The organism is Caballeronia sp. GAWG1-5s-s, from assembly GCF_023631445.1.
Classification (GTDB): domain Bacteria; phylum Pseudomonadota; class Gammaproteobacteria; order Burkholderiales; family Burkholderiaceae; genus Caballeronia.
On the sequence record NZ_JALQDC010000022.1, the window covers coordinates 179,974 to 204,926 of the forward strand.

Sequence of the window (24,953 nt, forward strand, 5' to 3'; positions counted from 1 at the left end):
TCCTTAACCGCGCGTCGAAGCGACGGTTTTCACCGCCGCGACGATGTTCGGATACGCGCCGCAGCGGCAGATGTTGCCGCTCATGCGCTCGCGGATTTCGTCGTCCGAGAGTTGCGGCGGGCGAAAGCGCACGTCGGCGGTCGCGGCGCTCGCGTCGCCGTTGCGGTATTCGTCGATCAGCGCCGTCGCCGAGCACAACTGACCCGGCGTGCAGTAGCCGCACTGGAAGGCGTCCTTTTCGATGAACGCCTGTTGCAGCGGGCTCAGGTTGTCGGCGGCGGGCGCGAGGCCTTCGACGGTCGTCACGCTTTCGCCCTCGTGCATGACGGCGAGCGTGAGACAGGAGTTGATCCGCCTGCCGCCGACGATGACCGTGCACGCGCCGCACTGGCCGCGATCGCAGCCTTTCTTCGTGCCCGTGAGGCCCGCGTATTCACGCAACGCATCGAGCAGCGTGGTGCGCGCTTCGACCTGCAATTCGTACGGATGGCCATTGATGGTCAGCTTGACCGGCATGACCGGCGCGGCGGATGGCGGCATCGGCGTGGTTGCCTGCGCGCCCGCTTGCTGCGAGCCGGCTTGCTGCGCGTGCGCAAGCGGCGTCGCGGTCACGGCCGCTGCCGCCGCAGCCGATTGAAGAAAACGCCTGCGCGACGGCTTTTGCGCCGCGTCGTCGACGGGAGGTGAAGCTTTATTGACTGGAGACATGGCGAAAGAAGGCTCCTCGCTCGTTCGGAAGGGCGTCGTCCGGCTCGGGTCTTCGTGGGCTGATCGCTCGCGGCCGACGCGACTTTCGGCCGATGAGCGCCGGTGCCCGGGTCCGCGCGGCGCAAGGTGTCTGCGAGCCGAAGCGCAGTCGACTGTAAGGCGACCGAACGTTCGGCAATTCGCGACCGCATGTCTATGCAAATCGAGTGCCATGGCCTGTCGCGCGGGCGTTCTGTCGTGGATTGGTCCGAGCGCCGCGCGTAAAACCTGCATCGGCGAGTAATTCCGCGTTCGCCATCGTTTCGGTATTTGTCAGGAACGAGGCCGCACTTTGTGACCTTTTCTCGGCTGCGCGCGTCGCACAATCGCATTCAGTCCGTTCCGAATTCGTCCATGACAGCCGACGCCGATCGCTATCACGCCGCCTTTTCCCACTATTCGAACGCCCGCTTCGACGACGCGCTTGCGCTGCTCGCGCCGATGCTCGCGCGTCATTCCGCGACGAGCGAAGTGCTGAACCTCGCGGCGATGTGCGCGTTCCGTGCCGATCGTCACGAACTGGCCGATGCTTATTGGCAACGCGCGATGGAGGAGCATCCGGACGACGCGGGTTCGTACAGCAACTTCGCGAGCGCGCTGACGGCGCGCGGCCGTTTCAGCGACGCGCGGGCGCTCTATCGCCGGGCGATCGAACTGCGGCCGGACTTCGTCGAAGCGCATTACAACCTCGCGAACGTGTCGCAGAAGCTCGGCCATAACGACGAAGCCGAAGCGTCCTTTCAAGAGGCGCTGCGCCTCAAACCGGATTTCGCGGAAGCGCATCTGAACCTCGCGGCGCTGCTCGCGCACGCGCGCCGCCTGCCCGAAGCGGAGGCGGCGTATCGGCAGACGCTGGCCGCGCGGCCCGGCTACGCGGAAGCGCACAACAACCTCGGCAATCTGCTGAAAGATGCCGGCCGGTTCGATGAAGCCGTCGCGCACCTTCGGCAGGCCGTCGCCGCTCGCCCGGACTGGGCGGACGCGCATTTCAATCTCGGCAACGCGCACAGCGCGCAGGGGTCGCTCGGCGATGCCCGCAGCGCCTACCGGCATGCCGTGGCGCTGCGTCCGGATTTCGCCGCCGCGCTGAACAATCTCGGCGGCGTGCTGGACGCGCTCGGCTGCCTGAAGGATGCCGAAGCGGCGTATCGGCGGGTGCTTGCCATCGAGCCGGAATCGGCGGACGCGCACTGCAATCTGGCAAACGCGATTTATCGCGATGTCGCGCTCGGCCGTCGCGAGCGCTTGCCGGAAGCCGAGGCGTCGTATCGCCGGGCGCTGGCGCTTCGGCCGGGCTTTGGCGCCGCGTTGATCAATCTCGGCAATCTGCTGCGCGAGGACAGCGCGCGGTCGGCGGAGGCGCAGGCCGTGTTCCGCGAGGCGCTGCGCGTCGATCCCGAATCGGCCGATGCGCGGCTCAATCTCGCGACGACGCTCCTGCGCGCGGGAGACTTCGAGCAAGGATGGGCTTGCTTCGAAGCCCGCTACGACGCGCGTCTTTCGCAGCGTTCAGTTCTTCCGCCGCGGGTGCCGTATCCGCAATGGCGCGGCGAACCGCTCGCGGGCAAGTCGCTGCTCGTGGTCACGGAGCAGGGCTTCGGCGACAGCATCCAGTTCATTCGCTATCTGCCGATGCTCAAGGCGCAAGGCGCCGCGAAGCTGACGGTCGTGTGCCCGCCGGCGCTCGCCACGCTGCTCGAATCCGCCGATGGCGTCGCGCGATGCGTCACGCCCGATGCGCTCGCCGCGCTGCCGCCGCACGACTACTGGTGCTTTCTGTTGAGCCTGCCCGCGCGCGCCGGCACGACGCTGGACACGATTCCCCGCGCGACGCCCTATCTGCACGCGAGCGCATCGCGCATCGAGTATTGGAAGCGCCGCTTGCCGGATGCGCCGAAGGTGGGCATCTCATGGTCGGGGGAGCCCCGCCCGTGGATGCCGGACTCGTTCGGCGCGTTCAGCCGCCGCTGGCTCGACGCGCGCCTGTGCGAGCCGCTTTTCGCCACGCCCGGCGTAACGTTCGTGAGCCTGCAAAAAGGGCCGACGGCGCGCGCCCAGCTTGCCGCGCTGCCCGGCCGGCTGCGCCCGCTCGACCTGATGAACGACGTCGCCGATTTCGCCGATACGGCCGCGATCATCGCGTCACTGGACCTCGTGATTTCCGTGGATACGGCGGTCGCGCATCTGGCCGGCGCGCTAGGCAAGCCGGTGTGGATACTGCTCAACGCGAACGCCTGCTGGCGCTGGCTGGAGGACCGCGACGACTCGCCGTGGTACCCGAGCGCGCGGCTTTTCCGCCAGCGCGCGCCGGGTCAGTGGATCGAGGTGATCGAGCGCGTCGTCGATGCGCTGACCGACTGGCGTCGCTCGAAAGACGTCACGCCTCGCTCTCCATGATCCGGTCGATCCACCGCGCGTTCTCGCCCGCCGATCCGATGCCCGCGTGCTTCGCCATCGGCACGAAGAAATGCGTGGCGATCGGCAGCTTCGACGTTTCGAGCCAGTTCGTCAGATGCGCTTCCAGCCGCCGCGCGGGCGCCCGCAGTTCTTCGCGCAGCACCGGCGGCAGTTTCTCGAAGTGGCGCATGTCCGTCTGATACGGCTCGGGCGCGACGCACAGCGCGTTCGGGCGGCCCTCGACATCGGCGGGAAGGCGCTCCAGCGCCTGATGCAACAGCGCGACGCCGAGCCCTTCGCCGCGCCAGGGCTTACGCACTTCCCACTTGCTGATGTAGATCACGCGGTGCGTGCTGAAGATTTCGCAGAGCCGTTCGTGGCCGAGCGCCTCCGTCGATGCAAGCGCGAGCGAGAGCATTTCGCCCGAATAGGTGTCGAGCGTGTAGACGAGGTCGGCGCTCTTCGTGAGCGGCGGCACCTTGACGAGCTTCAGTTCGACCGCCGCCGCGACGATATCGCTGCCCGCTTCGTGAAAGACGGCGAACGCGGTGCCGAGCCGCTCGTCGTCCACTTGCGGATATTCGTGGCGATACGTCATCGTGAAGAGCAGCGGGCCGATTTTCTCGCGATACGCGAGCGGCCGGTCCACGTCGTAGTCGTCCGTGCCTTGCAAGCCGTACGGGTCGTAGTCGCGCTTTTCGCGGCGCTCGCCGCTTTCCACCGACGACGCGAGCGCGGCAAGCGGCCGGCGCGATTCCGGCACGAGGTCTTCCGGCAGCCCTTCCCACGACAGACGCAGGAACTCGCGTCCGCCACGGTAATGCGCCTCGAACAGCGACGCGACCGGCTGGCTCGCGACCGGATCGAGGATGCGCTGGGCGCATTCGAGCGCGCGATCGAGCAGTTGATCGGCTTCGGCGGGATCGGGCGCGAGCGGCGGTTCGTCGGCTTGCGGCGTGGCGGGCAAGCCTTGCGCGACGCGCGCCTTGTGCGCCAGCTCGAGCCACTCGTCGGCAGCGCGCTCGGCGATGAAGCCCGCCGCGATTCGGTAACCCGTCAGCACGACCGACTGGCCGGTATCGCCGAGCGGGAACACGTACTCGTCCGACATCGCTTCGTCCACAGTGACGGAGACGAAGGTCTCGCGCGGCAGCGGCGCGTTGGCCGCCGGGTCGAAACGGGCGTGGGACAGGACATGCGCGGCGAGGTCGGACGCGGCGGGACCGAATTCCGAACCTGGCCCGGGAAGCAGCTTCAAAAGAGGTAAGGCGATGGGGTTGCCGATGGTGCCCGAGGTGCTCATGAGTGCCGTCTCCGATCGTGAACGGCTATCGTAACAAACCGTGCCACTTCACGAGAGCGGGCGCAGGACGTGCTTCTCGCTCGACACTTCGACCCGGTGGTGGAGAAACGCCATGATCAGCGAGATTCACGAAGGCGGTTGCGCGTGCGGCGCGTTTCGCTTTCGCGCGAAGGGCACGCCGCGGCGCGTCGCGCTGTGTCACTGCATGACCTGCCGGCGCGTGCACGGCTCGGCGTTCGGCGCCTACGCGATCTTTCCTCGCGATCAAGTGGAAATGAGCGGCGCGCTCAAAACGTGGGAAAGCTCGGAAGACGGGCGGCGGCATTTTTGTCCGGTGTGCGGATCGGTGGCGTATATGGAATTCGTGAGCCGCCCGGAAGTGGATCTGCCGCTCGGCGCTTTCGATGAAACCGGCCTCTTCGAGCCGACCTACGAGCTTTGGTGCTTGCACCGCGAGCCGTGGCTGCCGACTGGCGCGCGCCCGGAATATGCCGAGGAACGGACGGCATGATCGCGCGCCGCCGCTGCTTGCGTCCCGAAAGGTGAGCGCCATGCCGGGGCGCGAGGGACACATTCGCATCGGCATTTCGGGCTGGCGTTATGCCGGCTGGCGCGGCGTGTTCTACCCGAAGAAGCTCGCGCAGGCGCGCGAACTCGAATTTGCGTCGCGCGCGGTGCAGACGGTCGAGATCAACGGATCGCACTATTCGCTGCAAAGTCTCTCCAGCTGGCGCGCCTGGCACGAGGCCACCCCGGACGGCTTCGTTTTCAGCGTGAAAGGGCCTCGCTATCTGACCCACATGCTGCGTTTTCGCGATGAAACGGCCATTCCGGCCATCGCCAATTTCTTCGCTTCGGGCGTGCTCGCGCTCGACGAGAAACTCGGGCCTTTCCTGTGGCAGTTTCCGCCGAACTTCAGTTTCAAGCCCGAATCGTTCGAACGGTTTCTCGAACTCTTGCCGAAGGACACGCAAGCCGCCGCCGCGCTCGCCCAGCAGCACGACACGCGCGTGAAAGAGCCGTGGTTCGAGGCGCGGCGCAAGCGGGCGCTGCGCCATGCCATCGAAATCCGCCATCCGAGTTTCTGCACCGATGCCTTCGTGCGGCTCCTGCGCAAGCACGGCGCGGCGCTCGTCGTATCGGACTCGGTGGCCGACTGGCCGTATGCCGAAGACCTCACGTCCGACTTCATGTATCTGCGGCTGCACGGCACGGAAACGCTGTACGGCGGCGCGTATTCCGACGAAGCCCTCGACGGCTGGACGCGGCGCATTCAGCGATGGGCGGCGGGCGGGCAGGTCGAGGACGCGCGGCTTATCTCGACGGCGGCGGCGCGCCGCCGCGCATCGCGCGACGTGTACTGCTACTTCGACAACGACCAGAAAGTGCAGGCGCCTTTCGATGCCCGCCGCCTGATGGAACGTCTTGGCGTGAAGCCGGAAAGCGGCGGCTGAAACGCGTCGCGAACGCCGGCCGCATCGAGCTATTTCGTGTCCGAATCGAACGGGACACGGATTGTCCCGCCGGAACTGCATTCTTCATTCAACGGTCCGACCCATTGCATCGATTGCATTCGCGTCAGGAAAATAAGACGATAAGCGGCGTGCTTCGCGCGAGAGAAAAAGCGGTTGAAAAAGCGATGAGCGAAGCACGCGCGCCGGATGCGCGGCAAGCGGCAGGATCGAGAACCTTTGACCTTCAAAGCCTACGAGGAGCATCGATACCATGGCGAAGCAACCGGTTAGCGGCAGCGAGAAAACCCATCCCGAGGGCGCGAAGTGCGTCGGCGCGTGCGACCTCGGCGAGCAGATCGAAGTCATCGTCATGCTGCGGCGCAAGGACGAAGCGGGCTTTCGCCAGATGATGGCGCGCATCGACGCGGGCGATGCCCCCGCGCAGTCCGTCACGCGAGACGAATTCGACAAGCGCTTCGGCGCATCCGAGCACGATGTCGAGAAAATCAAGAAGTTCGCGGCAGACAACGGTCTGACCGTCGTGCGGGCCGAGCCGAGCACGCGCAGCGTGGTGCTCAAGGGCAGCATCGAGCAGTTCCAGAAGGCGTTCGACGTGAAGCTCGAACGCTTCCAGCATCACAACATCGGCGAGTATCGCGGGCGCAGCGGCCCGGTGAACGTGCCGGACGATATCCACGACGCAGTAACCGCCGTGCTCGGCCTCGACAGCCGGCCGCAGGCGCGCCCGCATTTCCGCTTCCGCCCGCCGTTCAAGCCGGCGCGCGGCGTCACGCCGGCATCGTTTTCGCCCGTCGATCTCGCCGCTCTCTACGACTTCCCCGATGGCGACGGCGCGGGCCAGTGCATTGCGATCATCGAACTCGGCGGCGGCTATCGCGACACGGATCTTTCGGCGTACTTCTCGAAGCTCGGCGTGAAGTCGCCGAAAGTCGTGTCGGTGAGCGTGGACAACGCGAAGAACGCGCCGACCGGCAATCCGAACGGGCCGGACGGCGAAGTGACGCTCGATATCGAGATCGCGGGAGCCATCGCGCCGGGCGCGCGCATCGCGGTGTACTTCGCGCCGAACAGCGACGCCGGTTTCGTCGATGCCGTCAATCGCGCGATCCACGACAACACGAACAAGCCGTCCGTCGTGTCGATCAGCTGGGGCGGGCCGGAGACGAACTGGACCTCGCAGTCCATCAACGCGTTCAACGACGTGCTGCAAAGCGCCGCCGCGCTCGGCGTGACTGTGTGCGCGGCAGCGGGCGACAGCGGTTCGTCGGACGGCGTGGGCGACGGCTCGAATCACGTCGATTTCCCGGCGTCGAGCCCGTATGTGCTCGGCTGCGGCGGCACGAGCCTCGCGGCGTCGGCGCAGTCCATCACGCATGAAGTGGTGTGGAACGACGGCGATCAGGGCGGCTCGGGCGGCGGCGGCGTCAGCGCGGTTTTCGCGCTGCCCGCGTGGCAGAAGGGCCTGAGCGTCGCGCACACGGGCGGCAAGCACACGCCGCTCTCGAAGCGCGGCGTGCCCGACGTGGCCGGCGACGCATCGCCGCAAACCGGCTACGAAGTCTTGATCGACGGCGAGGAAACCGTCGTCGGGGGCACGAGCGCCGTCGCGCCGCTGTGGGCCGCGCTGATCGCGCGAATCAACGCGATCAACGGCGCGCCGAGCGGCTTCGTCAATCCGAAGCTGTACAAGGCGAAGACCGCGTTTCGCGATATCACGCAGGGCAACAACGGCAGCTTTGCGGCATCGGCGGGATGGGATGCGTGCACGGGCCTCGGCAGCCCCGACGGCGGCAAGATCGCCGCCGCGCTCACGCCCGCGAGCGGTCAGGCACAGCAGTCGAGCAAGAGTTGAGGGACAACAGTGAACAACAACCACGACGACGATTCTGGAGCGACCACGATGAACTCCGATCCACTGACAACGAAGACGATTCACGGCCACACCGGCACGGGCGTCGCGCCCGATGCGGGCGCCATCGCGCCCCGGCCGGACGAGGCGAGCGAGCCCGCGGCGCAGGAGCACGCGGCGAAGGCACCCGCCAAAGCGCCCGCCAAAGCACCCGCCAAGAGCGCGGGCAAGAAGGACCAGCCGTATTTCGATCCGGTCGCCTACGGCAACGGCCCCGACGATTCGGTGGAAGCCACCGAAGCCGACGAGAACGCGGCGATCACGCATCACACGGCGACCATCGGCGGCGAGAAGATCGCGTACACCGCGACCGTCGGCCATCTCGTGACCGTGGACCCGAGCAGCTCGAAGCCGGACGCGAAGATGTTCTACGTCGCGTTCACGAAAGACGGCGCGAAGGAGGAAGAACGCCCGCTCACGTTCTTCTATAACGGCGGGCCGGGCTCGTCGTCGGTATTCGTGCTGCTCGGCTCGTTCGGGCCGCGCCGCATCAAGACGGCCATGCCGAGCTTCACGCCGCCCGCGCCGTACGAGATGGAGGACAACCCGGACAGCCTGCTCGACAAGAGCGACCTGATCTTCATCAACCCGGTCGGCACTGGCTATTCGGCGGCGATCGCGCCGAACAAGAACCGCGACTTCTGGGGCGTCGATCAGGACGCCGATTCGATCAAGCAGTTCATCAAGCGTTATCTGACGAAGAACAACCGCTGGAATTCGCCGAAGTTTCTGTTCGGCGAATCGTACGGCACGGCGCGCAGTTGCGTGCTCGCTTACCGGCTGCACGAAGACGGCGTCGATCTGAACGGCATTACGCTGCAATCGTCGATTCTCGACTATCGGCAAGCGGGCAATCCGGTGGGCGCGCTGCCGACCGCCGCCGCCGATGCCTGGTATCACAAGAAGCTCGGCGTGCATCCGACACCGACGAACCTGCTCAACTTCATGGAGGAAGTCGCGGAATTCGCGCGCACCGACTACCTGAACGCGCTGCGCAAGTTCCCGCAGACGGACGACGAAGTAGTCGAAAAGCTCGCGGAATACACGGGCATCGACAAGGTGACGCTGCTCGCGTGGAGCCTCGATATCGCCGCTTACGACAGCCGCGGCAACTCGCTGTTCCTGACGACGCTGCTCAAGTCGAAAGGCGAATCGCTCGGCTCTTACGATGGCCGCGTGACGGCGGTATCGACGGGCATCGCGGGCAAGATCGATCCGAACAGCGGCGGCAACGACCCGACGATGACGGCGGTGAGCGGCGTGTACACGGCGATGTGGAACAGTTACCTGAACGAACAGTTGAAGTTCACGTCCACGTCTTCGTTCACGGACCTCAACGATCAGGCGTTCATCAACTGGGACTTTAAGCACACCGATCCGACCGGCGAGGAAAAGGGCGTCGATGCGAAGGGCAACGTCGTGCTGTACACGGCGGGCGATCTGGCAGCGGTGATGGCGCTGAACGTGGATCTGAAGGTGCTGGCCGCGAACGGCATGTACGACTTCGTGACGCCGTTCTACCAGACCATCCTCGATCTTCAGCAGATGCCGCTCATCGACAAGACCGTGCGGCAGAACCTCTCGGCGACGTTCTATCCGTCGGGGCACATGGTCTATCTGGACGGCGGTTCGCGCACGCAGCTTAAGGCGGATCTCGCGAAGATGTATAGCGAAGCGACGTCGAACCATGCGGCGATGAGCCGGATCATCGCGCTGCAGAAGGTCACGGCGGACAAGGCGGGCAAGGCGCTTTCGCCGGAGAACGCGCAGTAAGGCGGCGCGTGCCGTTTCGGGTATCGCAACGGCACGCGCGAACGTATCAAAGGCTCGTTAGCTGTCCGATTGGCGCGTCCTGCGCTTTCTGACACACTAGCTGCACCGCTCGGATTGGGGGTGCAGCGTGTCTCATTCTTCGAGGCCGCAACGCGCGTTGCGCTTTCTGCTCGCTGTCGCATGGCTCCTCGCGGCGCTGACGGCGGGCGCTTCCCATGCGGCCGCGCGGCTCGTGGTCGGCGCGGTGCCGGGCATGGTTCCTCCGCTCGATGTCGCCGCAGGCCCGGACGCGAACGCCGCGCCGCGCGGCGTCTCCGTCGAGTTCGCGCAGGCGGTGGCCGAATCGCTCGGCATGACGCCGCAATGGCGGCGCTATCCTAATCGCGCCGCGCTCATCGAGGCGCTCTCACGCGGCGAAATCGACATGGCCACCGGCGCGACCGGCGACGATCCCGGCGGCCCGCTGCTGCTTTCGCGGCCTTATCTGCCGATCAAGACGGTGATCGTCGAGCCGCTCGCTAAGCACGCGGCCACGCATCGCATGGCGTACGTGGAGACGCAGACATCGCCCGCGCGGCTTGCGGCCGCGTATCCGTCGATGACGCCCGCCGCTTACCCCGACACCGTTTCGGCATTGCTCGCGGTTTCGCTCGGTCAGGCCGATGCGTTCGCCGGCGATGTGACCGCCGCCGCGTACTGCATCGGGCACCTCGATTTGCCCGGTCTGGCGGTCACGGGCTTCGCGCCCTTCGACGAGGGCGGCTACAGCTTCGCGTTCGCGGCGGGCCGGCCGGACGCGCACGCGCTGGCGCAGCGCGTCGATGCCGCGCTGGCGCGCCTGCCGCCGCGCTTCATGATCGTGGCCCGCGCTCGTTGGGAAGTCGCGATGACCGCAGTATCGGCAGAGGGCACGCTTGTACTTACGCCCGAGCAGAAGGCGTGGATCGCGGCGCATCCGGTCGTCTATTACTCGATGCTGTCGCACGCGCCGCCGCTCATGTTCCGCGACGCGCGCGGTCAGCCCGCCGGTCTCGCGCCGGACCTGCTCGCGGCGGTTTCCCACATGACCGGGCTGCGCTTCGAGGGACGCCTGCGCCGCGATATCACGCGGATCGAGCGCGACGTGAAGACCGGCGAATCGGCATTCCTGCCGATCGGCGTGCCGCGCGATCCCGACGATCCGGACTTCGTCGCGTCCGTGCCGTTCGGCGAAGGGCTTGTCGCCATCGTCACGCGCGCGGGCGCGCCGCCGCTCGCGGATGCCGCCGCGCTCGCCGGCAAGCGCGTCGCGCTGCCCGCAGGCTTTCCCGTGCCGCCGACGCTGACCGACAAGGCGCCGACGGCGCGCATCGTCGAAGTCGCTCCGATAGAAGGCCAGCTCGCTGCTGTCGCGAACGGCCGCGCCGACGCGACGCTGCTCGACATGAAGCTCGCCAATTACGCGGTCGGCAATCCGTATCGCGGCAGGCTCGCGATCAGCGGCGTGCTGTCGTCGAAGCCGTCGCCGCACGTGTTTCTCGTCGCGCGCAATCAGCCGGTGTTGCTCGACATTCTGAATCGCGCGATCACGGCGTTGCCGCCCCATGAACTCGAAGCCATTCGTGCTCGCTGGCAACTTACTGAGCATCCCGAAACGTTGTGGGAGCAAAGGCGTCCGCGCGTGGAGCTGGGCGCGGCGCTCGGCGGGGCACTTCTGCTCGTGCTCGCCGGATGGGCGGTGTCGCTACGCGCGCAGATCGTGCGACGCATCGCCGCCGAGAACGCGATGCGCGCCGCGAAAGAGGAAGCGGAGACTGCGAACCGCGCGAAGTCCACCTTTCTCGCGACGATGAGCCACGAAATCCGCACGCCGATGAACGCGGTGCTCGGCCTGCTCGAACTGGAACTGCGCGCGCCCGGCAACCGTGAGGCAACGGAGCGGTCGCTGCGCACGGCGCATCACGCGGCGCGCGATCTGCTCGGCATGATCGACGATCTGCTCGACGTCGCGAAGATCGAAGCCGAGCGGCTGGTGCTGGCGCCGTCGCCGGTCGAGCTGTTTGCGTGGATCGCGAGCGTCGCGGCCATCTACGAGCCGGCGGCGCGGGCGAAGGGCATCGCGCTCGTCGTCGAGCGGCAGGGTGAACGCGACGGTCCGGCGTGGATCGTGGCCGACGCGCAGCGGCTGCGGCAGATCGTCGGCAATCTGCTGTCCAACGCGATCAAGTTTACCGATGCCGGCACGGTCACGCTGTCCTGCGATGTCGCGCCGCCGCGCGACGGCAAGCGCGCGGTCACGCTGGTCGTGTCGGACACGGGCGTCGGCATTGCGCCGGAGCGGCAGGCGTCGCTCTTCAGGCCGTTCGTGCAGGCCCACGATGGCAGCGCGCGGAGCTTCGGCGGCACCGGGCTCGGGCTCACCATCTGCAAGCGGCTCGTGTCGATGATGGGCGGCAGCATCGCGTTTGCCAGCGCGCCCGGACAGGGAACCCGCTTCACGGTGCGCGCCGCGTTTCGCGAAGCGCAGGAGACGGCGCAACCACAGCCTTCCGAAACGCGCGATGCGGCGCCCGAGGTCGCGCGCGCGCTCAGGGGCTTGCGCGTGCTCGTCGTGGACGACCATCCGGCAAACCGCATGGTGCTCGACGGACAGATCCGGCTGCTCGGCGGCTCGACCGAACTCGCGGTGGACGGCCGCAGCGCGTTTGCGCACTGGCGCGACCATCCGGGCGCGTTCGACGTGATTCTCACCGACTGCTCGATGCCCGAGATGAGCGGCGAGGAACTGGCCGAAGCCATCCGCGCCGACGAGGCGACGCACGCGTTCGGCGCACACGCGACGCCGATTGTCGGACTGACGGCGAATGCGCAGCCCGAGGCGGCGCGGCGGGCGGTGGCGGCGGGCATGACGATGTGCCTCGTGAAGCCGATCGGGCTGAATGCGCTGCGCGATGCGCTGGCGGCTGCGACGGCCGGGAAGCATGCGACGGCGGTCGCGGGGAGCACGGACGAGCGGGAAGCTGGATTCGGGCAGGCGGGACTTATCGCTGAAAGCGAGCGAGTTGGAGTCAGGCCGACGGCGCCTGCGATGTTCGAGCCCACGCAAGCCACGACAACGCAGCCGACGCCCCCACAACCGACCCGCGATGCCGCACGCAATACCGACACCACGCCGCCTTTCGACTCCGCCACGCTCGCCACTTTCGGCGATCAGGCCGCGACGCTTCTCGAAACGCTCCGATCGGCCAACGCGCACGATCTCGAAGAGGCCCATGCGGCGAGGAACGCGTGCGATCACGAACGCTTGCGCGAGATCGCGCATCGGATGAAGGGCGCGGCGGCGGTCATCGGCGCGGCGCCGTTCAAAGAGACGTGCGTCGCCCTTCAGCGCGACTGCGATCGCGCCATCGACGACGACCGCAACGGCGAAGACGATGCCTCGATTGACGCATCGTTCGCCGCCTTCGAGCATGCCGCGCTGACACTCGATGCCGCGCTCGACGCCGCCGTCGCGCGGCCTTCGGTGTGACGACGCGCTTGCGCGTCGCCTCTCGATCGTAGGTTCGCGATCGTGTGTTCTAATTGAACCTCCGTTCATCTCGAATTAGCGGCCATGCGTTGGCCGCGCGATCAGCTTGCGCCAACGAGGCATGAATCGAAGGGATACATACGCAACCCGTCGTCGTTCGCTGGGCGTCGTCCGAGCGGCGGCCTTCGTGCTTCTCGCGTGCATCGCGACGGCGGCGACGCTTCGCACCGATGCGGCGCGCGCGCAGCAGCCGGACTGGCTCGACCCGCACGTCACGCAGGCCACCATCGTCGATACCATCTGCGTGCCCGGTTACGTCGATCGCGTGCTGCCGTCCTTCGAGACGCAGATGCGCCAGAAGGAGCGGCTCTTGCAGCAGCGCAGCATCGATGCTTCGTTCGCGTCGGAATATGCGCTGGATCACCGGATGCCGGTGCTGCTCGGCGGCTCCCCGAATTCGCCCGCCAACCTGGATGTGCGCCGCTGGGAGGGGCGCAGTGGGCAGCGTCGCAAGGAGCGGCTCGCGGTTTTTCTCAAGCGTTGCGTGTGTACCGGCGACATGACGCTCAAGGCGGCGCAGTCGGCTATGGCGGGGGACTGGGCGACTCTCTTTCCTAATCTTTCTAGTATGTCTTGTCAGGGGTTTTGAGGAGGTAGTGGGAAGGTGGAACTCCGAACGCCGAACGCAAACGCAGAACGCAGAATGCAATCCGCAAAACGCAAAACGCAAAACGCAAAACGCAAAACGCAAAACGCAAAACGCAAAACGCAAAACGCAAAACGCAGAGCGCCGACGCCTAATGCCTAATGCCTAATGCCTAATGCCTAATGCCTAATGCCTAATGCCTAATGCCTAATGCCTAATGCCGAACGCCGAACGCCGAACACCGAACACCGAACAACAATCGCCAAACGCAAAGCGCAGAGCGGCAAACGCCGAATGCCGAACGCCGAACGCCAACGCCAGACGCCGAACGCCAGACGCCACACGCCAGACGCCACACGCCACACGCCACACGCCAGACGCCACACGCCAGACGCCACACGCCACACGCCACACGCCAGACGCCACACGCCAGACGCCACACGCCACACGCCACACGCCAGACGCCACACGCCACACGCAGAACGCAGAACGCAGAACGCAGAACGCAGAACGCAGAACGCAGAACGCAGAACGCTAAAACGCAGAACGCAGAACGAAACGCAAAACGCAGAACGCAGCACCCAGAACGCAGAACGCAAAAAGCAAAAAGCAAAACGCAAGACGCGAATCCGCGCGTGCGGGCGCGCGGCGCGGGGGTAACTAACCGCGAGCGCGACACTCACGGCCAGCTGCTAACCGAGAACCGAGAACCGAGAACCGAGAACCGAGAACCGAGAACCGAGAACCGAGAACCGAGAACCGAGAACCGAGAACCGCGCACACTGCCACACTCGCACTCTGCAATCGCGCATTCCTTCAATCGCGCCACTACCGCCGGAACAGACCTTGCTCTTGCCATGTCGGCGAATTCAACATCACAGCCAAGCCGGTGCCCTACCAAATACCGGCTCTTTCGTCGATGCGCGCATTCGTTGCAGGGGACGGTCCAGCGAACCGTCCGTAGTCGGAGCTTAAGCGGACCATTCAATGCAGGACGAAGAAAACAACGAGACGCCGATGGGCGCACGAATCACCGGGGTAGCGGCGTTGGTCGCATTGTTAGCCTGCATGCCGCAAGCTCGCGCAGAACCGGCGTCTTCAGCGACGATCGTGCAAGGGCGTGCCTCGCCTGCGCCGGTGCCGCCCGCGCCGCCTCTTCTGCGCGGCGCCAGCGCGCCACGGGCGGCGAGTGCGCCGCCCCGCGCGTTGCCTGCGATGCCGGTGCCAGTGACACCACAAGAAGCATCCGCGGCGTCAGCCGCAAGCGGAGCATCGGCAGCAAGCGGAGCATCTGCGGCAAGCGGAGCATCATCAGCCGAAGCAGCATCCGCCGCCGAGGCCGCATCCGAAGCCGCCGCGCCCGAGGTCCCGCTTCCGCCCGAGCCGCCCGAGCCGAACGTCGCGCAGCGCACCGGCCTGCCGGCGACGGGCGCCTACGCGATGCGTCAGACGTTCGCGAAAGAAGTCGATCGCCGACTGAACGTGCCGCTCGCCGCACAACAGGCCTATGCCCGCCTGCTGCAAAACGCGCTCGACGAACACGGCCACGGCGATCTCGCGAACGAGTTCGTCGTGCTCGTCGATCGCAGCGAGAACGTGCAGGCGATCTTCGTCTACTTTCGCGCGAAGCCGGGCGATGCGTGGTCGGTGATCGGCGCATCGCCTGTATCCACCGGACGGCCCGGCACATACGACCACTTCCTGACGCCGCTCGGCGTGTTCCAGCACGTGCCGGGCAACATGGACTTTCGCGCGGAGGGCACGGAAAACGAATTCAAAATTCGCGGCTACGGAGCGCGCGACATGCGCATCTACGACTTCGGCTGGGCCGACGGCGAACGCGGCTGGGGCAAAGGCGGCGTCTCGCCGATGCGCTTCCAGATGCACGCCACCGATCCCGAAAAGCTCGAGCCGCTACTTGGCATGCGGCATTCAAAAGGCTGCGTGCGCATTCCGTCGACGCTCAACACGTTCTTCGATCACCACGGCATTCTCGATGCGCAGTACGAAGCGCGCGCGGCCGAAGGCGAATCCATGTGGGTGTTGAAGCCCACGCGGCAGACGACGCCGTGGGCGGGGCATTACCTCGTCGTCGTCGATAGCGGCGCGAAGGCGCGGCCCGCGTGGGCGCCGGGACCGGGCAAGGCGGCGCGGGCGCGCACACCCGTGGGCGCGAATTCCGTCGACTGAACGCGGCGAACGCTATTTCGACCGCGCGAGCACCACGCCCGCCAACGCCACGGCGAAGCCTGCCAATTGCAGCGCGCCGAGCGTCTCGCCGAACGCGAGATAGCTCATCAGCGCGGCGAGCGGCGGCGCGAGAAAGAGCAGGGCCGTCGCGCGCGACGCATCGCCGCGCCGGACCATCCACACGAGCAGCGTCGTCGCGACGCCCGAGAGCATGAGCACGCCCCACGCGATGCACGCCCACGTCGTCATCGTCGGAATGAAGCGGTGTTCGCCGAGTGACAGCGCAAGCACCGCCGCGACGATGGCCGCGCCCGCGTTTTGCAGCGCGCTCGCGCTACGGATATCGGCGCTCGCAAGCGATGTCTTCTGATACAGCGTGCCCGCGGTGATCGCGAAAACAGAGACCACCGCGACCGTCACGACGAGCCATTGCGGCGCGGGGTTCGCGGTATGGACCGCCGGCGCGCCGCTTTGCGCGAGCTTCGGCGCGAGAACCAGCGCGACGCCCGCGAGACCCACGAGCAGCCCGCTCCACGATCGCGCTGAAAGCCGCTCGCCGAACACACGCGCCGCGATGGCCGCCGTCAGAAGCGGCTGAAGCGCGCCCAGCAACGCCATCACGCCGACGCCCAGACCTTGCGCCACCGCCCAGTAGCCCGCGCCGAGATACACGCCTTGCAGCAGCGCGCCCGCGAAGAGATGCCGCGCGGCATCGCGTGCATTCGGCCATGCCACGCGGGCAGCGAGCGCCAGCACGACGAACAGCAGCGCCGTGCCGCAGAAGCGCGCGAGCAGATACAGATTCGGGTCGACGTAAGGCGTGATCGCCCGCGCGACGATGAAGCCCGTCGACCATAGAAACACGAATACGGGCGCGATGAGCAAGGAGAGCATGAGCGAATGTGGCAGAACAAAAAGGCAGACCAAAAAGGCAGACCAAAAAGGCAGCAGTATCGACGTAATTGCGCGTGTCGTCTTGTTCAACCGTGCACTGCCGAAGGCGCACATGACAGCGCCGCCCAGTCACGCCGATGTCACAGAGCTCTGCAATGCTTCGCCTCTACCGTCCTTTGTCATCCAGCCACGAGACCCTACATGACCCGCGATTCATCCTTCGCGCGCCGGCTGCTGCCCGGCGCGTGCGCATCGATTGCACTGGCTGCACTGGCTTCTTTCGCGGCGACGCCCGCGCTGGCCGCCGACGCAGTGGTTTTGTACACCGCCGACGGCCTCGAAAATCTTTATAAGGACGTGCTGCCCGCCTTCGAAAAGAAAGAACGCGTGAAGGTGAATATCGTGACGGCGGGAAGCGGCGAAGTGGTGAACCGCGCGACCGTCGAGAAGGACTCGCCGAAGGCCGATGTCATCGTCACGCTGCCGCCGTTCATCCAGCAGGCTGCGCAAAGCGGGCTGCTGCAAAACTATCAGAGCGTGAACTACAAGAACGTGCCCGCCATCGCGAAGGCGCCGGATGGCGCGTGGGCCACGTTCGTGAACAACTACTTCTCGTTCGCGATCAATCCGGAAGTCACGAAGACCGCGCCGAAGACGTTCGCGGACCTTCTGCATCCGAACTACGCGGGCAAGGTGGCGTATTCGAATCCGGCCACCGCCGGCGACGGCATGGCGGTCATCATCCTGACCTCCGCGCTGATGGGCGAGGACAAGGCGTTCGACTACCTGAAGTCGCTCGAACAAAGCGCCAAGTTCCACACGAAGGGCACGGGCTATCTCGACGTGCTGCTCTCGCGTAACGAAATCGCGTTCGCGAACGGCGACCTGCAAATGGATCTCGACGATGCCGCGAACGGCGGTTTGTCGATCAAGCCGCTCTTTCTGTCGCACGCCGCGGGCGAAGCGCCGACCACGTTCCAGCTTCCGTACGCCATCGGTCTCATCAAGGGCGGGCCGAATCAGGCGGAAGGCAAGAAGCTGATCGACTATCTGATGTCGGCCGACGTGCAGGCGAAAGTGCCGGACATCTACGGCATCCCGGCGCGCACCGACGTGCCGCTCGCGGGCAAGAACGGCGACACGGTCAAGCAGGCTATCTCCGGCGTCAAGCTGATTCCGGTGGACTGGAATCAAGTGATGCAGAAGAAGGCCGGCTGGACCGACCGATGGAAGAACGAAGTCATCGGCAATTCGGGCAAGCAGACCGAAGTCGTGAAGCCGAAGTCGTGAGCACGATTGCACTGTCGCCGGCCGCGCGCGAGGAACGCTCGCTCGCCGCGACATCCGGCGTGCGCATCGAGCGCCTGACCGTGCGCTTCGGCGCGCGCACGGTGCTCGACGACCTCACGCTCAACATCGAGCGCGGCGAGTTCCTGACCGTGCTCGGCCGAAGCGGATGCGGCAAGACCACGCTCCTGCGCTTCATCGCGGGATTCGTCAACGCGGACGCGCTCGCGGGCACGCTCAGCATCGCCGGGCGCGACCTGACGCACGTGGCCGCGCATCGTCGCAATCTCGGCCTGCTGTTTCAGAACTACGCGCTCTTCCCGCATCTGTCCGTGTTCGATAACGTCGCCTTTGGGTTGCGCGCGCGCAAGCTGAAAGCGGCGGAAATCGCGCGGCGCGTCGCCGATGCGCTCAAGCTCGTGCAACTCGCCGATGCTGGGCACGTGATGCCCGCGCAGCTTTCCGGCGGCATGCAGCAGCGCGTGGCGCTGGCGCGCGCGCTCGTCATCGAGCCGGACGTGCTCTTGCTCGACGAACCGCTCTCCGCGCTCGACGCGAATCTGCGCGCGTCCGTGCGCAGCGAACTGAAGGCGCTGCACGAGCGTCTGCCGAACCTGACTATCGTCTGCGTGACGCACGATCAGGACGACGCCCTCGTGCTGTCCGATCGCACGCTTCTGATGCGCGATGGCCGCATCGCGCAACTCGGCTCGCCGCGTGAGCTGTACGACGCGCCCAACGACGGCTTCGTCGCGCGCTATCTCGGCGCGGCGAATCTGCTGCCGCCGCGCGTGGTGTATCCGGTCGGCGATGCGCGTCACGACGAGCGCGAGCGTCTTGCGTGCATCCGTCCCGAGCGTTTCGCGATTGCGCCGCTCGGCGAAGGCCCGCTGCACGGCACGATTGCATCGGTGGACTGGTACGGCGCGGCGCTGTCCATTGCCGTCGCGCTCGATGCGCTGCCCGGCGAGCCCGTCCTCGTCACGATGCAGCGCGGCCACGCGCGCATGCCCGAAAAGGGCTCGCGCGTTTCTCTTCGATTCGAGGCTGACGATGTCGTCCTTGTTCGTCCCTGACAGCGTCGCGCAACCGGCAGCGAACGCTGGCGACTTCGCCGCGCATCGGGCGGCGGCGCAGCGTCGCGAGAAGCGCGCGCAGTGGCAGTTGCTTTTCATCCTTGTGTTCGTGCTCGGGCCGCTCGTCGTGTATCCGCTCGCGCGGCTCGTATGGCTGAGTGCAACGGGTCCGCACGGCCTCACCTTCGATGCTTACACCGCGTTCTTCGGCAACCCGGAGACGCGCGGCGTGATCGGCACGACCTTCGGCGTTCTCTTCGCGAGCGCGTCGATTGCCTCGCTGCTCGGCGTCGCGCTGGCTTCGATGCTGTTCTTCCGGCCGTTTCCGGGCGCGAAGCTGCTCACGCGCTTTCTCGAACTCTTCGTCGCGTTCCCGTCGTTTCTCGTCGCGTTCACGCTGATTTTTCTGTACGGATCGCAGGGCGCGGTGAGTATCGGATTGCAGCGCGTGTTCTCGCTGGACGCGCCGCCGCTCGATTTCCTGTTCGGCATCGGCGGCGTGATTCTGGCGGAAGTCGTGTTCTATGCGCCGTTCGTCGTGCGTCCGACGCTCGCTTCCTACGCCACGCTCGACATGCGTCTCGTCGAAGCCGCGAAAAGCCTCGGCGCCGATGGCTGGATGGTCGCGACCAAAGTCGTGCTGCCGATCGCGTGGCCGGGCATCGCGGCGGGGACCATCCTGTGCTTCCTGCTGACCTTGAACGAATTCGGCATTCTGCTCGTGCTCGGCAGCGCGCATCTGATCACCTTGCCAATCGCCATATACAGCGCCGCTACGGTCGATCTCGATCTTCGCGCGGCGGCGGCGGGCTCGGTCGTCATGCTCTTGATGTCGCTCTCGCTCTACGCGCTCTACCGTCGCGTCGATGCGCGCACGAAGAGGCGCTGACATGCAGCTTTCGGCATCCTTCAGACCGGCTTCGCTGCTGCGCGTGATGGCGATGTCTCTCGTCGCGCTCGTGTGCGTCTGGCTTTTCGTGTTGCCGGTGATCGTGGTCGCCCTGTCGAGCGTGGCGTCGCACTGGTCGGGCACGATTCTTCCTGACGGCTTCAGCGCGCGCTGGTTCGCGCGGCTCGGCGCGAGCGAATTCGACGCGCTCACGACGAGCCTGACGACCGGCTTCGCCGTCGCCGTGCTCGGCACAGCCCTCGGCTTGTGGCTCGCGCTGGCGCTCGAAGGGCGCGACCGTCGCGGGCTCGGCGCGCTCGGCGCGCTCGTTGATGCCGTGGCGATGGCGGGCAGCGGCGTGCCGAGCGTCGTGCTGGGGCTCGCGGTCCTGATCGCGTATCACAAGCGGCCGGTCGATTTGTCCGGGTCGGCGGCCATCGTCGTTCTCGTGCAGCTCGCGCTCGTGCTGCCGTTCTGCTACCGCTGCGCCGCCGCCGCGCTGCGCCCGGAACTGACCACGTTGCGCGAAGCCGCCGCGAGTCTCGGCGCGCCGCCGCGCATGGTGTTCTCGCGCGTGGTGTTGCCGCAACTGCTGCCGGCCGTGCGCGCGAGCCTCGCGCTCGGCTTCGCGCTGTCGCTCGGCGAACTCGGCGCGACGCTCACCGTGTATCCGCCGGGCTTCGCGACCGTGCCTATCGTCGTGGTCGGGCAGGTCAATCGCGGCTACTATCTGCCCGCGTCGGCGCTTTCTTTCATTCTGCTGGCCGTTTCGCTGGCTGCGCTCTTCGTGATCGCGGGCCGCGCGCCGCGTCGTGAAAGCTAGATAGTTCGACGTCCGAAATAAAATTTACCGGGTTTTCTCGCCACACAGGCAGGAACCTTCGCGCGGCTCGTCATACCAAAAAAAATAAAACTGGCGTAACCTGCCTTTTTCGGGCGACCGCGTCCGCGCGCCTGTGCGCGAAATCAGTCGGTCATGCGAAATCCGGCCGAACTCGCGGCGCCCGTCGCTGTCGTTGCATAAGTTGAAAACACCGGAGGTTTCGATGACATCCGTCGACCTGGAATTCGACCAGCTCAATAGCACCGTCGAGGCGCTGCGGCGCTCCATCTCGAACCGCCTGATGTACGGCGTAGGCAAGGACGCGGCGACCGCGCAGCCGCGCGACTGGCTGCATGCGGCGGAACTCGCCGTGCGCGACCGGCTCGTCGCCCGCTGGATGCGCACGACGCGCCAGCAATACGAGCAGGACGTGAAGCGCGTCTATTACCTGTCGATGGAGTTTCTCATCGGCCGCACCTTCACCAACGCGCTGCTCGCGCTCGGCATTCACGACGAAGTGCGCGACGCGCTCGCGAGTCTCGGCGTCGATCTGGCCACGCTGGAGGATCTCGAACCCGACGCGGCGCTCGGCAACGGCGGTCTCGGGCGGCTCGCGGCCTGCTTTCTGGATTCGATGGCGACGGTCGGCGTGCCGGGCTTCGGCTACGGCATCCGCTACGAATACGGCATGTTCCGGCAGACGATCGTGGACGGCAATCAGGTCGAAATGCCCGATTACTGGCTGCGCGCGGGCAATCCGTGGGAATTTCCGCGGCCGGAAGTGGTGTACACCGTGCATTTCGGCGGGCGGACGGTGCAGCACGACGACCGCATCGACTGGATCGACACCGAGCACGTCAACGCGATGGCCTACGACACGGTCATTCCCGGCTTCGCGACGACGGCGACGAACACGCTGCGCCTGTGGTCCGCGCGCGCGACCGACGAATTCGATCTCTCCGCGTTCAATCAGGGCGACTACCGCCGCGCGGTGGAAGCGAAGAACACGTCCGAGCACGTGTCGCGTCTTCTCTATCCCGACGATTCCACGCAGGCCGGCCGCGAATTGCGTCTGCGTCAAGAATACTTCTTCGTGTCCGCGACGATGCAGGATTTGATTCGCCGCTATCAGCGCACGCACACGCATTTCGGCCGGCTCGCGGAGAAGGTCGCCGTGCACCTGAACGACACGCATCCGGTGCTCGCCATTCCCGAACTGATGCGCCTGCTCGTCGATACGCATCGCGTGCCGTGGGACAAGGCGTGGAAGCTCGTGCAGCAGATGTTCTCGTACACGAATCACACGTTGATGCCCGAAGCGCTCGAAACGTGGGACGTGGAGATGCTCGCGCGCCTGTTGCCGCGGCATCTGGAAATCATCTTCGAGATCAACGCGCAGTTCCTCAAGCAAGTCACGGAGAAGTTCGGGCGCGATGTCGAGTTGATCCGCCGTATCTCGCTCGTCGATGAATTCGGCCAGCGCCGCGTGCGGATGGCGCATCTCGCCATTGTGGCGAGCCAGAAGGTGAACGGCGTCTCGAAGCTACATTCGCAACTGATGGTGCAGAACATCTTCTCCGACTTCGCGCGCATGTATCCGGACCGCTTCACGAACGTGACGAACGGCATCACGCCGCGACGCTGGCTCGCGCAGGCGAGTCCGTCGCTGTCGTCGCTGATCGACAAGCGCATCGGGCCACGCTGGCGCACGGACCTCTTCGAGCTCGGACGCCTGCGCGAATGGCGCGACGATCCCGAGTTCCGCAAGGCATTTCACGACGCGAAGTTCGCCAACAAGCTGCGTCTCGTGGAACGCGCGCGGCGCGAGGCCAACGCGATCATCAATCCCGAGGCGCTGTTCGACTTGCAGGTGAAGCGCATCCACGAATACAAGCGGCAGTTGCTGAACATTCTGTACGTGATCGTGCGCTACAACCGCATTCGCGAGAATCCGGAACGCGACTGGACGCCGCGCGTGGTGATGTTCGCGGGCAAGGCGGCGTCGGCCTACAAGATGGCGAAGAACATCATCAAGCTCATCAACGAGGTCGCGCGCAAGGTGAATGCGGACCCGCTCGTCGGCGACCGGCTGAAGGTGGGCTTCATTCCGAACTATGGCGTGAGCGTCGCGGAGCTCATCATTCCGGCAGCGGATCTTTCACAGCAGATCTCGATGGCGGGCACCGAAGCGTCGGGAACCGGCAACATGAAGCTCGCGCTCAACGGCGCGCTGACCATCGGCACGCTGGACGGCGCGAACATCGAAATATGCGAAGCGGTCGGGCGCGAGAACATCTTCATCTTCGGCAATACGACCGACGAGATCGAATCGCTGCGCGCGGCGGGGTATCGGCCGCGGCTGATCTATGAAGAGAATCCGGAGCTGAAGCTCGCGCTCGACCAGATCCGTCTCGGGCATTTTTCGCCGGACGAGCCGCATCGCTTCTACGACATCTTCCACACGCTCGTGGACTGGGGCGATCACTACATGGTGCTCGCCGACTTCGAGAGCTTCGACAAGACGCAAAGCGAGGTCGATCTCAAGTTCCGCGACAAGGACGCGTGGACGAGAAGCGCCATCGAAAACGTCGCGGGAATGGGCATTTTTTCATCGGACCGCACGATTGCCGAGTATGCGCGCGAGATCTGGCACGTGGAGCCGTTGAGCTTCGACTGACCGGCGGTAAGAAGCTGGCCGCGAGCGCGCGGCCAGCCGAAGTCACGCCTGCGGCCGCGCCGCGTGCTTCGCTACGGCCTCGCCCACGAGCGCCGCTACGCGGTCCGCGAACGCCTGATCTTTTGTGATCAGCAGTTCGCGCTCGCCATCGGGCGTCGAGATCATCAGCTGATAGATCACGTCCTGCGTGATCCACGACAGATAGCCGACCACGACGATCATCGCGCCGAGCACGAGCGCCGCGCCCGAGCCGGTTGCCACGCCGGCGCCGACTCCCGCCAGCCCGATCAACCCGATGATGATCGGCAGCGGCTTCTTGCGCTCGACCTTCACGACCCGCGCCGCGCGCAATTCGCGCAGCGGAATCATCTGTCCGGAAGCGGAGAGGCCGGCGCGCGAGAGCGTCACGCCGCGTTCGTTGAAGGGTGTATCCATAAGCGGTTCGATTCTGTGTTGACGGCGAAGAAACCGGGCAGATTACCAGACGCCGAAGTTGAGCGAGGAAGTCGCTAACGAGGGGAATTGTAAGTGGCCGCCGCGCGCCGGCTGTCGAAATCTGTCAGCCGGCGAGCTTCTTTCCGAAAGTATCTTTGGGAGCGTTTCGCCGGCCTATTCATTTCGGATGCCGAAGTATATGAAATATGTTGTTGGCACTTCGTTCATGCCGCATCCGTTCGACTGGTGATGCGCAAACATCGCTGGACTGAGCGGTGCAAAGCGCCTTTAATGTTCGTGTATCCGCGCGACGAGCGGGTACGTGTGCCCGTTCGCGCCTGCCATTGTCGAGCGCGTGTATGACTGCATCGCATGCGCCGTGCTCGAACGTGGTCGACGAGGACAAGGAGTGACCATGAACGCAATGAGAGGGCGCGCGGTCAGTGCCGTCGTGATCGCCGCGCTGGCGCAGAACGTCGCGGCGCAAAGCAAGCCGATCGCTTATCCGTCGAAAGGGCAGAGTCCGCAGCAACAGCAGAGCGACGACGGCGCGTGCTATAGCTGGGCCAAGAGCAACACCGGCATCGATCCCGCGACGGCATCCACCGCGCCGCCGCCGCCTTCCGGTCCCGCAGTGGGCGGCGGCGAGCGCGTGGGCGGCGCGGCGCGTGGCGCGGCGGGCGGCGCGGTGATCGGCGCCATTGCGGGCGATGCAGGCAAGGGCGCGGCCATCGGCGCGGCAGCCGGCACCATGGCGGGCGGCGTGAGAGCCCGGCAGAACCGGCGCGCGCAGCAGGCGAACGCGCAGGCGCAAAGCCAGGGCGCGATGGATACCTACTACCGCGCGTGGGCCGCCTGCATGCAGGGGCGCGGCTATTCGATCCAGTAGCGACTATCCACTCGTGGCCGGGTTCTAAGGCATCG

The 24,953-nt window shown here is 66.0% G+C and carries 18 protein-coding genes; 14 read left to right on the plus strand and 4 right to left on the minus strand.

Annotation, left to right across the window (positions count from 1 at the left end):
• Positions 1-3: 3 nt before the first annotated feature.
• Positions 4-708, minus strand: a complete 705-nt coding sequence (locus tag NCR34_RS15135; protein WP_250500312.1) for a 2Fe-2S iron-sulfur cluster-binding protein — start codon at positions 706-708, stop codon at positions 4-6.
• 393 nt (positions 709-1,101) lie between these two features.
• On the opposite strand from NCR34_RS15135, the gene NCR34_RS15140 reads away from it, so the two are divergent.
• On the plus strand, positions 1,102-3,144 hold the full coding sequence (locus tag NCR34_RS15140; protein WP_250500313.1) for a tetratricopeptide repeat protein: 2,043 nt from the start codon (positions 1,102-1,104) through the stop codon (positions 3,142-3,144).
• Here NCR34_RS15140 and NCR34_RS15145 read toward each other — a convergent pair.
• Entirely contained in the window at positions 3,125-4,447 is a 1,323-nt protein-coding gene (locus NCR34_RS15145) for an inositol monophosphatase (protein WP_250500314.1), read from the minus strand. The genes NCR34_RS15140 and NCR34_RS15145 overlap by 20 nt on opposite strands.
• Positions 4,448-4,559: 112 nt before the next feature.
• On the opposite strand from NCR34_RS15145, the gene NCR34_RS15150 reads away from it, so the two are divergent.
• The 7 genes from NCR34_RS15150 to NCR34_RS15180 all read left to right on the plus strand — a co-directional run bounded on the left by NCR34_RS15150 (position 4,560) and on the right by NCR34_RS15180 (position 15,948).
• On the plus strand, positions 4,560-4,958 hold the full coding sequence (locus NCR34_RS15150; protein WP_250500315.1) for a GFA family protein: 399 nt from the start codon (positions 4,560-4,562) through the stop codon (positions 4,956-4,958).
• A gap of 40 nt (positions 4,959-4,998) precedes the next feature.
• Positions 4,999-5,901: a DUF72 domain-containing protein gene (locus NCR34_RS15155; RefSeq protein ID WP_250500316.1), complete on the plus strand. Its 903-nt coding sequence runs from the start codon at positions 4,999-5,001 to the stop codon at positions 5,899-5,901.
• Between the two features lie 271 nt (positions 5,902-6,172).
• The gene (locus tag NCR34_RS15160) at positions 6,173-7,774 is read left to right on the plus strand and encodes a S53 family peptidase (protein WP_250500317.1); all 1,602 of its coding nucleotides are present in this window, start codon (positions 6,173-6,175) and stop codon (positions 7,772-7,774) included.
• Positions 7,775-7,822: 48 nt separating this feature from the next.
• Positions 7,823-9,604 (plus strand): S10 family peptidase, encoded by a 1,782-nt coding sequence (locus NCR34_RS15165; protein ID WP_250500318.1) that lies wholly within the window; start codon positions 7,823-7,825, stop codon positions 9,602-9,604.
• Between the two features lie 127 nt (positions 9,605-9,731).
• Complete coding sequence (locus NCR34_RS15170) at positions 9,732-13,112, plus strand: ATP-binding protein (protein ID WP_250500319.1); 3,381 nt, start codon at positions 9,732-9,734, stop codon at positions 13,110-13,112.
• A gap of 187 nt (positions 13,113-13,299) precedes the next feature.
• Positions 13,300-13,761: a hypothetical protein gene (locus NCR34_RS15175; RefSeq protein WP_250500320.1), complete on the plus strand. Its 462-nt coding sequence runs from the start codon at positions 13,300-13,302 to the stop codon at positions 13,759-13,761.
• Positions 13,762-14,985: 1,224 nt separating this feature from the next.
• The gene (locus NCR34_RS15180; RefSeq protein ID WP_502800084.1) at positions 14,986-15,948 is read left to right on the plus strand and encodes a L,D-transpeptidase; all 963 of its coding nucleotides are present in this window, start codon (positions 14,986-14,988) and stop codon (positions 15,946-15,948) included.
• A 12-nt stretch (positions 15,949-15,960) separates the two neighbouring features.
• Here the strand turns inward: NCR34_RS15180 and NCR34_RS15185 are convergent, their stop codons facing one another.
• Positions 15,961-16,842 carry a DMT family transporter gene (locus tag NCR34_RS15185; RefSeq protein WP_250500322.1) on the minus strand — a complete coding sequence of 294 codons (882 nt, stop codon included), beginning with the start codon at positions 16,840-16,842 and terminating at the stop codon, positions 15,961-15,963.
• Between the two features lie 201 nt (positions 16,843-17,043).
• Here NCR34_RS15185 and phnS point away from each other — a divergent pair, with 201 nt between their 5' ends.
• The 5 genes from phnS (at position 17,044) to NCR34_RS15210 (ending at position 23,594) form a co-directional block, all read left to right on the plus strand.
• Positions 17,044-18,132, plus strand: a complete 1,089-nt coding sequence (gene phnS, locus NCR34_RS15190; protein ID WP_250500323.1) for a 2-aminoethylphosphonate ABC transporter substrate-binding protein — start codon at positions 17,044-17,046, stop codon at positions 18,130-18,132.
• Entirely contained in the window at positions 18,129-19,205 is a 1,077-nt protein-coding gene (gene phnT / locus NCR34_RS15195) for a 2-aminoethylphosphonate ABC transport system ATP-binding subunit PhnT (protein ID WP_250500324.1), read from the plus strand. The genes phnS and phnT overlap by 4 nt, the downstream gene beginning before the upstream one ends.
• Positions 19,183-20,094, plus strand: coding sequence for a 2-aminoethylphosphonate ABC transporter permease subunit (gene phnU / locus NCR34_RS15200; RefSeq protein ID WP_250500325.1), 912 nt, complete (start codon positions 19,183-19,185; stop codon positions 20,092-20,094). The genes phnT and phnU overlap by 23 nt, the downstream gene beginning before the upstream one ends.
• 46 nt (positions 20,095-20,140) lie before the next feature.
• Positions 20,141-20,917, plus strand: a complete 777-nt coding sequence (gene phnV, locus NCR34_RS15205; RefSeq protein WP_250500517.1) for a 2-aminoethylphosphonate ABC transport system, membrane component PhnV — start codon at positions 20,141-20,143, stop codon at positions 20,915-20,917.
• A gap of 223 nt (positions 20,918-21,140) precedes the next feature.
• Entirely contained in the window at positions 21,141-23,594 is a 2,454-nt protein-coding gene (locus tag NCR34_RS15210) for a glycogen/starch/alpha-glucan phosphorylase (RefSeq protein WP_248322621.1), read from the plus strand.
• A gap of 42 nt (positions 23,595-23,636) precedes the next feature.
• Here NCR34_RS15210 and NCR34_RS15215 read toward each other — a convergent pair whose 3' ends face one another.
• Positions 23,637-24,029: a DUF6232 family protein gene (locus NCR34_RS15215; protein WP_250500326.1), complete on the minus strand. Its 393-nt coding sequence runs from the start codon at positions 24,027-24,029 to the stop codon at positions 23,637-23,639.
• Between the two features lie 424 nt (positions 24,030-24,453).
• On the opposite strand from NCR34_RS15215, the gene NCR34_RS15220 reads away from it, so the two are divergent.
• A complete protein-coding gene (locus NCR34_RS15220; protein WP_250500518.1) occupies positions 24,454-24,918 on the plus strand; it encodes a glycine zipper family protein in 465 nt (154 codons plus the stop codon).
• Positions 24,919-24,953 lie beyond the last annotated feature (35 nt).